This window comes from Arsenophonus endosymbiont of Bemisia tabaci Q2 (assembly GCF_902713415.1).
Lineage (GTDB): Bacteria > Pseudomonadota > Gammaproteobacteria > Enterobacterales > Enterobacteriaceae > Arsenophonus.
Map to the genome: position 1 here is coordinate 1 of NZ_CACTIE010000113.1, position 11373 is coordinate 11373.

Genomic DNA, 11373 nt, shown 5'->3' on the forward strand with positions numbered 1-11373 from the left:
CTTAGCTATACTGCTAATAAATTTATTTATGTCAATATTTCTACTGTTGATATTGCAAAACCACTAGAAAATGGCATTTCATATAATACATTTTCTGAACTTCCTTTCACTCAAAGTGGCATTAGCTTTAATAATGATATCCAATCAAATCCAATACTAGACAATCCAGCGGCTAAGATTATTAGCCCAGAAATTACTACCGATAAGCACTCTAATCTACAAGGCACCATCGGCATTAAAGGAATTATTGCAGATTTGATTATTGCCAATCCTAATGGGATCAGTTCGAAAAATGCTAAAACAGATAATGTCAAAAGTCTGTCGCTTATCGCAGGTAAACTGGAAATACTAGCGAAAAAAAACATTACAACAGCTGAAAAGTCTAAAATTCATTACCACAATAGGTAGCAGCATTAATTTAACTGATGATAGAGAAAATTCTTTGTCCATCAACAATCTGGCGAATATTGAGGCTAAAATTAATATTGCTAAAGTTAATCTTTTTGCCGATAAAATTATCGTCAACAATAATATAACCCTGGAGGCTGCACAACAACACTACCTTACCGCAAGTGGCGCAATATCTTATAGCCTGCGCCAAGCTAACATTAAACTTAAGCACCTAATCAAACCGGATACTAATCTAACTTATTTACACCATAGTCAGCTTAAACTTAGCTAGCAGACTTACTGTCAAAGGGCAAAATATTATTCTGGAAAGCCACCCTTATCAATGTAGTAATAGTTATTCATGCAAAAATAATAATATCTAATTAAACGGCTCGCTGATCGCACAAAATTTTTCCCTACGCGGTGATAGTCTATTTGAAAATTCAGGATCGCTAATTCTTGGCCGGCAACCATGATCGATAAATTGATAATATTAATAAACAGTTGCCTTATTAAGGCACAATAAAAGCATAAAAGAAATCCAAGGACTATTAACTATTAATAAAAAAGGCGAGATAACAATAAGTCTCTCGCCTTTAATATATGATTAATCAATAACAGTAAATTTAAGCCTGGCCTTTAACTTCTTTTAGACCATTAAAAGGCGCTTTTTCACGTAAGACTTCTTCAATACGCATTAATTGATTATATTTAGCAACTCGATCAGAACGGCTCATTGAACCTGTTTTGATCTGGCCCGCTGCTGTTCCTACTGCCAAATCTGCAATTGTAGCGTCTTCAGTTTCACCTGAACGATGTGAGATAACCGCAGTGTAACCCGCATCTTTTGCCATCTTAATTGCTGCTAAAGTTTCGGTTAAGCTACCAATCTGATTGAATTTAATTAAAATAGAATTAGCAATTCCTTTTTCAATGCCTTCTTGCAAAATCTTGGTATTAGTAACGAATAAATCATCACCAACTAACTGAATTTTGTCTCCTAACACTTTAGTCTGGTAGGCGAAACCATCCCAATCTGACTCATTAAGACCATCTTCAATAGAAACCATAGGATATTGTTTGGTTAATTCTTCTAGATAGTGGCTAAATTCTTGTGAAGTAAAAGTTTTACCTTCACCTTTCAGCTCATAATTACCCGTTTCCTGGTTGTAAAATTCTGAGGCGGCACAATCCATTGCTAAAGTAATATCTTTACCTAACTCATAGCCTGCTGCTTCAACGGCGTCTTTAATTGAGGCTAAAGCTGCGGCATTAGATTCTAAATTTGGTGCATAGCCACCTTCATCGCCGACCGCTGTATTCATCCCTTTGGCTTTTAACACTTTTGCCAAGTGGTGAAAAACCTCTGATCCCATCCGAACTGCTTCTTTCAAGCTTTTTGCACCCACTGGCTGGATCATAAACTCTTGAATATCAAGATTGTTATCCGCATGTTCGCCACCATTGATAATATTCATCATTGGTAAAGGCATAGAGAATTTACCCGGCGTGCCATTCAATTCAGCAATATGCTCATACAAAGGCATACCTTTCGCTGCCGCAGCCGCTTTTGCATTAGCCAGTGAAACAGCCAAAATCGCATTAGCACCGAATTTAGATTTATTTTCTGTACCGTCTAATTCGATCATGATTTTATCGATATTAGCCTGATTTTTTGCATCCTGGTCGATCAATTCATCAGCAATTGGGCCATTTACTGCTGCAACTGCCTTCAAAACACCTTTACCTAAAAAGCGATCTTTATCACCATCACGTAGCTCTAATGCTTCTCGTGAACCGGTCGATGCACCAGATGGTGCCGCTGCTAAACCAACAAATCCGCCTTCTAAATGAACCTCTGCTTCAACAGTCGGATTACCACGGGAGTCGATGATTTCACGCCCGATGACTTTAACGATTTTGGACATTAAATTTTCCTCAGTACAAGTTAAATTTCACCCAATGGTAACAAATTAATACCATTTAGCCCATATCTCTTTTCAGCTGACCTTGCTGATATTCCTTTGCGGCTTTGATAAAACCAGCAAATAACGGATGGCCATCCCTTGGTGTCGAAGTAAATTCAGGATGAAACTGACAAGCGACAAACCAAGGATGGTTAGGATCCTCGATAATTTCCACCAGCTTATTGTCCGCTGAGCGTCCTGCAATACGTAAACCCGCTTCTTCAATACGCGCCAAAAGCTTACCATTGAGTTCATAACGGTGGCGATGCCGCTCCATAATTTTGTCGCTATTGTACAACTGACAGACTTTACTATTTTTCTCTAAACGGCATAATTGGCTACCTACTCGCATCGTACCGCCAAGATCGCTCTTCTCATTACGAACTTTAATACTACCACTGTCATCAGACCATTCCGTAATTAAGGCAACAACCGGATATGAACAATCTGGCGCAAATTCTGTTGAGTTTGCCCCTTCCATACCAGCAACATGACGGGCATATTCAATCAGAGCAACTTGCATTCCCAGGCAAATACCGAAATAAGGAATATTATTTTCACGTGCGTAACGAGCTGCCATAATTTTCCCTTCGACACCTCGTTCACCAAAACCACCTGGAACCAGGATAGCATCAAGTTCTTTTAATAGTTCGGTACCACGCGCTTCAATATCTTCAGAATCAATCAGTTTGATATTCACTGTTAAACGATTTTTTAAACCGCCATGTTTTAACGCTTCAATAACTGATTTATAAGCATCAGGTAACTCTATATATTTACCTACCATGCCAATAGTTACCTTACCTACCGGATTGGCTTGCGCATCAATAACCTGTTCCCATTCAGACAAATCAGCTGCTGGGCAGGTAAGTTGAAATTTCTTACAAATATAATCATCTAGCTGCTGAGATTTCAATAATGCAGGAATTTTATAAATTGAATCAACATCTTCTAATGAAATAACTGCTTCTTTCGGTACATTGCAGAAAAGCGCAATTTTTGCCCGTTCATTAACTGGAATAACCCTATCTGAACGGCAAATTAGCACGTCTGGCTGAATACCAATAGAAAGAAGTTCTTTTACTGAATGTTGAGTTGGTTTGGTTTTAACTTCACCTGCAGCAGGTAAATAAGGCACTAAAGTAAGATGCAGGAAAAGAGTGTGTTTACGACCAACATCAACCGCTAATTGACGAATTGCTTCCAAAAAAGGTAAAGATTCAATATCGCCGACTGTGGCACCAACTTCAACCAAAACGATATCGTGGCCTTCTCCGCCACGAATAATCCGGTTTTTGATCTCATCAGTAATATGAGGAATAACTTGAATAGTTTCGCCCAAATAATCACCACGACGCTCTTTACGCAATACTTCAGAGTATACGCGACCGGTTGTGAAATTATTACGGCGTGTCATTTTAGTACGAATAAAACGTTCATAATGGCCCAGATCAAGATCAGTTTCTGCACCATCTTCGGTGACATAAACTTCTCCATGTTGGATTGGGCTCATCGTGCCTGGATCAACATTAATATAAGGATCCAGTTTCATAATAGTAACATTCAGTCCACGCGCTTCAAGTATAGCAGCCAAAGAAGCTGCGGCAATGCCTTTGCCCAGAGAGGATACTACCCCGCCGGTTACAAAAATATAATTTGTTTTCATGCTAAACCTGAAAATTTAGGTGTAAAAGACGATGAATACAACAGGACGGGAAAGCAGTATACCCTAACCTTAAATCTGCTACAAATGTTCTAAACCTATTAAGGTTAACTTTCATCAATAATCTTTCAATATCAAGAATTAGCTTTTTCAAATTCCTGTCAATAAATAGCTGCTCCATTATAACATCCTAACTAATACTGAATCCATTCAGCTAAAAATAATAATCACTCTTTTTTAATTTGTTGCCAAAGTTTTTCCATTTCATCTAGTGTAGCATTTTCTAATGAACCGCCTTTGTTTAAGATCAGTTTTTCTACTCGGCGAAAACGGTGTTCAAATTTACGACACGCTTTTTGTAATGCTAATTCAGGTTCATGGCCAAAGATGGCGCGATAAATTAACCACCGCAAAAAGTAAATCACCAATTTCTTCTTCAATATGTGATTGGCTCGGTTCAGGCTTATTTATTTCTGCCAAAACCTCTTCAATTTCTTCATGAACTTTGGCTAATACCGGGGAAAATTTGTCCCAAGCCAAACCGACAGCCGCACAGCGTTTTGCATTTTGTTGGCTTTCATTAATGCCGGCAGTACTTGTGGAATATCATCTAAAACTGAATGCTGATTTTTTGCGGCCCGTTCTTTGACTTTATTTTTTTCCAATCATATATTGCTTTATCGCCATTAATAATCGATTTTCTAGCAAAAATATGAGGATGACGTGATATTAACTTTTGACTGACGATTTGGCAGATTTCATTAAAATCGAATAATTTTTGTTCTTTTTCAATCTGGGCATAAAAGACAATATGAAACAGTAAATCACCCAATTCTTCTTTTAAAGCAGCAAAATCTTGTCGTTCAATAGCATCAACAACTTCATAAGTTTCCTCCAGCGTATAAGGCGCTATTGTGGCAAAAGATTGCACTTTATCCTATCTACAACCATGTTCAGGATTACGTAACTGATTCATAATCAATAACAATTGTTCTATTGCAGCTGAGTCCGTTTGCATATTATTTCTATCCGAAGTTAATAAAGTTCAAAAACCTATCAATGCGCCACTTACTAAAACATGATGTTATAGTTACGACTTAATATAACGTTTAGCCTCAAATACATCAGGAAGTTGATTTAATTTCGTTAAAATAAGACCTAAAACAGGTAAGTGATCGATTTCAATATTTAAATCGATAGTCGCCAATTGTTGTTTAACATCACTACGACTACTAACACTTAAAACATTTACTTTTTCATTAGAAAGAATAGTCGTAATATCTCTTAATAACCCACTACGATCATTAGCAATAATTCTCATTCCTAATGAATAACCACTAGCGTAGTTTTCACCCCAAATAGCATGGACAATTCTTTCTGGTGCATGCAATTGCAGCTCGATCAGTTGCTCACAATCGATACAATGGATCGAAATACCTCGACCTTTAGTAATAAAACCAACAATATCATCACCAGGAATTGGCTGACAGCAACGAGCAATGTGGTGCATCAAGTTGCCAACCCCTTCTACCACAATTCTACCGCTATCTTTCACTGGCAAGCGGATAGAGGATATTTTAGCTTCCAGTGTTTTTAACGCGGCGCGGTCTGGTTCTTCGGCAGTGGTTTGGCTAAACTTATTCTGTAAAAAATTTACTAGTTGATTAATACGAATATCACCAATACCAATACCTGCCAGCACTTCATCCAATAAGTTAACGTTGTAGCGGGTTAATAACAACTTTTCCGCCTCTTTTATACTTATCGTCAGTTGATTAAGTTCGTTATCTAATATTTGTCGCCCTGCCTGGATATTCTTATCACGATCCTGCTTACGAAACCAATTGTGGATCTTAGCGCGACCGCGGTTTGTCGTAACATAGCCTAAATTTGGATTGAGCCAGTCACGCCTAGGATTGGAATATTTTTGCGTAATAATTTCAATTTGATCTCCCATCTGTAAGTGATAACTAAAAGGAACAATCCGGCCGCTGATCTTAGCGCCAATACAGCGATGACCGACATCACTATGAATATGGTAGGCAAAATCAAGTGGGGTTGACCCAGCAGGCAAATCAGTGACATCACCTTTAGGTGTAAAAACATACACGCGATCATCAAAAGCTTGGCTACGAACCTCATCAAGCATTTCCCCTGAATCAGCCATCTCTTCCTGCCAGGCTATCAATTTTCTTAACCAAACAATACGATTTTCATAGCTCCTGCCTTTGCCTGTTATTACTGCACCTTCTTTATATTTCCAATGGGCGGCAATACCTAATTCAGCATTTTTGTGCATTTGGCTGCTCCGGATTTGTACTTCAATCGGTTTACCATTTGGCCCTAACACCACAGTATGAATGGATTGATAGCCATTCGGTTTAGGGTTAGCAACATAATCATCGAATTCATCAGGTAAATGGCAAAAATGAGTGTGCACAATACCTAATGCAGCGTAACAATCCTGTAAACGTTCAACGATAATACGCACAGCGCGCACATCAAACAGTTCATCAAAGGCCAGGTATTTTTTTTGCATCTTCCGCCAGATGCTATATATATGTTTCGGGCGGCCATAAATTTCTGCGGTAATACTTTCCTGTACCATAAAATGTCGCAGTGACGAAACAAAATCATCAATATAGCGTTCACGATCGATACGACGTTCATGGAGTAATTGAGCAATCTTTTTATATTCATCCGGGTGTAAATAATGAAAACAGAAATCTTCTAGCTCCCATTTCAATTGCCCAATGCCTAAACGGTTGGCCAAAGGCGCATATATATTTAAGCACTCTTTTGCTGCTAAGACTCTTTCTTCTTCAGAGCGTTCTCTTACCTCGCGTAAATGGGCAATACGTTCTGCGATCTTAATCACCACGCAACGAAAATCTTCCACCATAGCGAGCAACATTCGACGAATATTATCTACCTGAGTAGAACTTTTTTCGTCTAATTTGCTAGCATTCAATTGGCGAATGGCGTCCATCTCCATCACACCTTTAACCAATCCGTGAATCGATTTACCAAATTCAATATTAATAATTTCCTTAGTGACAATTTTAGCATCAACTAAGGGAAACAGCATTGCCGCACGCAGACTATCGAAATCCATGCTTAATGTTGACAGGATTTCTCCCATCTCGATGCCACGCCATAGCAGTAATTGACGATGTTCATGTTGCTGAACTTTGCTATAGCAGTAATGCCAAAGTTCAATTAACTTTTGTTCTGAGTCATTGTTGGTAAGTTTGAGACTGGCAACCCACTTATCAACGGCAAATTCTCCTGCAGATGTCAAATGAGCGCTTCTAATTGCAACCATAATCTTTCCTTGCCTATTTGCTTAAATCGCGACAAAAAAGTGCCATAGACTCTAGATGACTAGTATGCGGGAACATATCTAACATCCTGACACTCATAAGTTGATAACCGGCTGTAAGTAATTGTTGACTATCTTTTACTAATGTCGTTGGGTTACAGGAGATATAGACCACCCGTTGTGGTTTAAATTTGGTAATATGTGGCATTACGCCCATAGCACCGGCGCGTGCAGGATCTAATAAGATTTTATTAAAGCCCATTTTTGCCCAAGGTTGACAGTCTATGTTAAGCTCGAGATCAGATTGATAAAACTCAACGTTGGTTAATTGATTTAAACTAGCGTTAAACCGTCCTTGCACCACCAATTCAGCGACGCCTTCAACACCAACAGCAGCATTAACATGACCTGCAATAGGTAAGGTAAAATTACCCATGCCAGAAAATAGATCCAAAACCCTATCTTGCGGCTCAAGCGCTAACCAATCCAACGCTTGAGCAACCATTTTTTTATTAATTTCAGGATTTACTTGAATAAAATTCTGTGGATCAAATGTCAATTTCACATTCTTAATAGAATAATAAGGCTCACTATCATTACTTGCCAAACTAACAAGTTTAAGCCGATTGGCACTATTATCAACCAAATAAACATTGAGATTATAGTGCCTGGCAAAAGCAATTAATAATATTTTATCATTAGTAGCTAACGGCTTAAGATGACCCAAAATAACATTCACGCCGTTATCTGCATTAACAAGCTCAACATGACCTAAATGTTTAACTGCTGCCAATTTGTTTAAACAGTCAGCAAGACGAAGTAATAATTTTTCTAGTTCTGGCTGTAAAACAGGACACATTTTCAGTTCTACTAACACATTTGATTGGCTCTGACGAAAACCCATGCGTAAACGACGCTCTGCATGCTGGTATTGAAGACCAAACCGCGCTCTACGGCGATATCCATACTCACTACCGGCAATAACTGGCAATGATTTTACCGCACTGCCCGTTTCACGTTGAAATAAATATTCTAACCTACTGATTTTCGCAGCACGTTGAAGAGCAGGCGTCACATGTTGTTGTTGACAACCACCACAGATGCCAAAATGACGACAAAAAAGCGCCACCAGATCAAAACTATCAGTCAATCGTTTGCTCACTTTTGCCTTGGCAAATTGCCTTTTCTTTTCTGTAAATTGAATTTGTGCTTGCTCACCAGGAAGTAAATCAGTAATAAAAATTATTTTTCCTTGATCTTGATAATGCGCAACACCTTGACCCTTAACATCAAGACTTTCAGCTATTACTCTGTCAAATTATCGGATTTAACTTTACGCTGCTTTGAAGAATAAAACTGTACCATATCATTAAAGGTATAGCTAAGCGACTTAATTTTGATTACACCATATTGAGTGTGAACAAAATATCTGTGTCGCATCCGAGCGCTCTTTTTTTGCATTTAGCTTGTGCCCATTTATGTTCAATTGGATTAAGATCTCGCGAATAGGTAGGCCAATATTCCACCATATGCCCCGCATCGATGATGACTTGTTGAATACTCTGTTTCTTGTGAAAAGTTGCATTATCCATCATGATTACACTGTTTTTAGGAAGTACTGGGATAAGGACTTGGGTGACCCATGCATAGAAAACATCGCTGTTAATATTGATATCAAATAATCCGATAGCAAACAGCGTTGTGCCCAATAAAGCCCCGATAACATTTGTTCTTGCTTTAGCTCCGCAGTTCTTGCGACAAACACACCGTTGATCTTTCGGGGAATAGCCGTGAGTCCGCAGGGTATAGCTTGGCGACTTTAAAATGATTACAAGTAATTACTCTATATCAGTAAATTTATATTGGAGAAAAAAATATATTTTGTAATCAAGATTAAGACGATTAGCTATATTTGATTAATCCAACGCGATACAGATGCAGAGCCAATACGAAATTGCTTCGCTGTTTCTTGGATACTCAACCCTTCTTCTTCCATCGTAAATATCACTTTACGTCTAAAATCAATTGAATAACTCATATAAATAATGTCATCAAAATTAAGTCGCTTAGCTATAGTAGCGATAGTTATCATGCTAGGGTATGATTGGTCTAAGTAACTAGCAAATTTCCATCAACATTTAAATTTATGGCAAAAGAGCAGACTGATCGCACAACCCGGGATTTATTCGCCGATGAATCTAGACCAGGGCGTCCAAAAACCAATCCTTTATCTCGACATGAACAATTAAAAATTAATAAACGTAATCAGTTAAAACGTGATAAAAGCAAAGGTTTACGCCTTGTTGAACTAAAAATCAATGAGCGTGCTGTTGCGGCATTAAATATGCTAGCTCAAGCACAAAAAATAAGCCGTAGTAAATTAATAGAACAAATATTGCTGACACAATTAGCAAAGAAAAACCGATGAATTGCAATTTTACTGGTTTATTTTTCCTAAAACACACAAAATTGACAGAATTATACCGTTATTTTCGTCAAAATAACGGTTATTTAATTATTTATTAATCAATCGTTATTATCTTTGCGATTACTACTGTTAATAACGATAAGAAACGATAAGATAAGATAAGAAAACAACTCAAATTAAAATTAAGAGGTTTACTTGCTTTATGGCAATCATAGGTATCTTCTTCGGCAGTGATACTGGCAATACAGAAAATATTGCCAAAATGATCCAAGAAACCCTTGGCGGCGCTGATATTACTGAAATTCATGATATTGCTAAAAGCAGTAAAGAGGATATTGAAGCATTTGATATTTTACTATTCGGTATTCCTACTTGGTATTATGGTGAAGCACAGTGTGATTGGGATGACTTCTTTCCGACATTAAAAGAAATTGATTTTATCAATAAGCTAGTAGCTATTTTTGGTTGTGGCGATCAAGAAGATTATGCGGAATATTTCTGTGATGCTATGGGTACTGTGAAAGAGATTATTGAACCTAATGGTGCTATCATTGTTGGCCATTGGCCAACAGAAGGTTACCACTTCGAAGCATCAAAAGGGCTCGCTGATGACTCTAACTTTATTGGCCTTGCCATTGATGAAGACAGGCAACCAGAACTAACCGCTGAGCGAGTGGAAAGCTGGGTAAAACAAATATCCGAAGAGCTAAATTTACAAGCTATTATTGATTGATAGCTGTCAATATTTTTTATATGATAATTCCTGCAAATTTTGTAATGATATTATGACATATATAATTGTAAAATTAGTTTAAAATAAACAGTATACTACTGTTAACGATGTTTTGATATTATTGAATTCACTGCTAATGCAACAAGGTAGGATCCGCATGACCGACAACAATAAAGCATTGAAGAATGCAGGGCTTAAAGTAACGCTTCCACGTTTAAAAATTTTAGAGGTATTACAAGAGCCTGAATGCCATCATGTCAGTGCGGAAGATCTCTATAAAAAACTCATTGATATGGGGGAAGAAATTGGCCTCGCAACGGTTTATCGTGTTCTAAACCAATTTGATGACGCGGGTATTGTTACTCGCCATAATTTTGAAGGCGGTAAATCGGTTTTTGAGTTGACACAACAACATCACCATGATCACTTAATTTGCTTAGATTGTGGTAAAGTCATTGAATTCAGTGATGAATCCATTGAGACAAGACAAAAAAATATTGCGGAACGTCATGGCATCAAGCTTTCTAATCACAGTCTCTATCTATATGGACATTGCTCCAAAAAAGATCATTGTGATGAAAATGATTTTGGCCACCCTGCCCGCAATAGTAAAGAAGAAAAATAACCCAGCCTATTACTATTTTTGTTATTAATCAGTTAAAAATAAAAGGAGAACTGCAATCCCAATTTCTCCTTTTATTTTCAAGTTTGTAGCGCATAAATAAGACTATGCTTGACATAATTTGAATGTGCCGCTAAAAAGTTGTCTTTTTTGTTCGTTGGTTGGTTTGTTGGTTTGTTGTTTTGGGGGAATGTTTTAGCACCGCTCAATTTGGCCGAGGTTTACAGCGCGATTTGTTAAAGCAACAT

At 37.7% G+C, this 11373-nt stretch carries 10 protein-coding genes and 2 pseudogenes; 5 read left to right on the forward strand and 7 right to left on the reverse strand.

Annotated features, from left to right (window positions below; translation table 11 throughout):
• Both ARSQ2_RS06590 and ARSQ2_RS06595 read left to right on the forward strand, forming a co-directional pair.
• A partial coding sequence (locus ARSQ2_RS06590) for a two-partner secretion domain-containing protein (RefSeq protein WP_181994782.1) occupies positions 1 to 408 on the forward strand: 408 nt, incomplete at its 5' end.
• Positions 409 to 442: 34 nt separating this feature from the next.
• Complete coding sequence (locus tag ARSQ2_RS06595; RefSeq protein ID WP_181994783.1) at positions 443 to 682, forward strand: hypothetical protein; 240 nt, start codon at positions 443 to 445, stop codon at positions 680 to 682.
• Positions 683 to 1016: 334 nt separating this feature from the next.
• Here ARSQ2_RS06595 and eno read toward each other — a convergent pair whose 3' ends face one another.
• From eno to ARSQ2_RS06635, 7 genes and pseudogenes are all read right to left on the reverse strand, one after another.
• The gene (eno, locus tag ARSQ2_RS06600; protein ID WP_181994784.1) at positions 1017 to 2318 is read right to left on the reverse strand and encodes a phosphopyruvate hydratase; all 1302 of its coding nucleotides are present in this window, start codon (positions 2316 to 2318) and stop codon (positions 1017 to 1019) included.
• Positions 2319 to 2373: 55 nt separating this feature from the next.
• Entirely contained in the window at positions 2374 to 4023 is a 1650-nt protein-coding gene (pyrG, locus tag ARSQ2_RS06605) for a glutamine hydrolyzing CTP synthase (RefSeq protein WP_181994785.1), read from the reverse strand.
• Positions 4024 to 4247: 224 nt separating this feature from the next.
• A pseudogene (mazG, locus tag ARSQ2_RS06610) lies at positions 4248 to 5038 on the reverse strand (nucleoside triphosphate pyrophosphohydrolase).
• A gap of 72 nt (positions 5039 to 5110) precedes the next feature.
• On the reverse strand, positions 5111 to 7345 hold the full coding sequence (gene relA / locus ARSQ2_RS06615) for a GTP diphosphokinase (protein WP_181994786.1): 2235 nt from the start codon (positions 7343 to 7345) through the stop codon (positions 5111 to 5113).
• A 13-nt stretch (positions 7346 to 7358) separates the two neighbouring features.
• Positions 7359 to 8707, reverse strand: a pseudogene (rlmD, locus tag ARSQ2_RS06620) (23S rRNA (uracil(1939)-C(5))-methyltransferase RlmD).
• A 35-nt stretch (positions 8708 to 8742) separates the two neighbouring features.
• Positions 8743 to 9171 carry a transposase gene (locus ARSQ2_RS06630; protein ID WP_202880390.1) on the reverse strand — a complete coding sequence of 143 codons (429 nt, stop codon included), beginning with the start codon at positions 9169 to 9171 and terminating at the stop codon, positions 8743 to 8745.
• Between the two features lie 77 nt (positions 9172 to 9248).
• Positions 9249 to 9380: an IS630 transposase-related protein gene (locus tag ARSQ2_RS06635; protein WP_181994788.1), complete on the reverse strand. Its 132-nt coding sequence runs from the start codon at positions 9378 to 9380 to the stop codon at positions 9249 to 9251.
• Positions 9381 to 9488: 108 nt separating this feature from the next.
• Between ARSQ2_RS06635 and ybfE the strand changes: the two genes are divergently transcribed.
• From ybfE to fur, 3 genes are all read left to right on the forward strand, one after another.
• Positions 9489 to 9770 (forward strand): LexA regulated protein, encoded by a 282-nt coding sequence (gene ybfE, locus ARSQ2_RS06640; protein WP_181994789.1) that lies wholly within the window; start codon positions 9489 to 9491, stop codon positions 9768 to 9770.
• 202 nt (positions 9771 to 9972) lie between these two features.
• Positions 9973 to 10503, forward strand: coding sequence for a flavodoxin FldA (gene fldA / locus ARSQ2_RS06645; RefSeq protein WP_181994790.1), 531 nt, complete (start codon positions 9973 to 9975; stop codon positions 10501 to 10503).
• A 157-nt stretch (positions 10504 to 10660) separates the two neighbouring features.
• On the forward strand, positions 10661 to 11128 hold the full coding sequence (gene fur, locus ARSQ2_RS06650) for a ferric iron uptake transcriptional regulator (protein WP_181994791.1): 468 nt from the start codon (positions 10661 to 10663) through the stop codon (positions 11126 to 11128).
• The last annotated feature ends 245 nt before the right edge of the window (positions 11129 to 11373 follow it).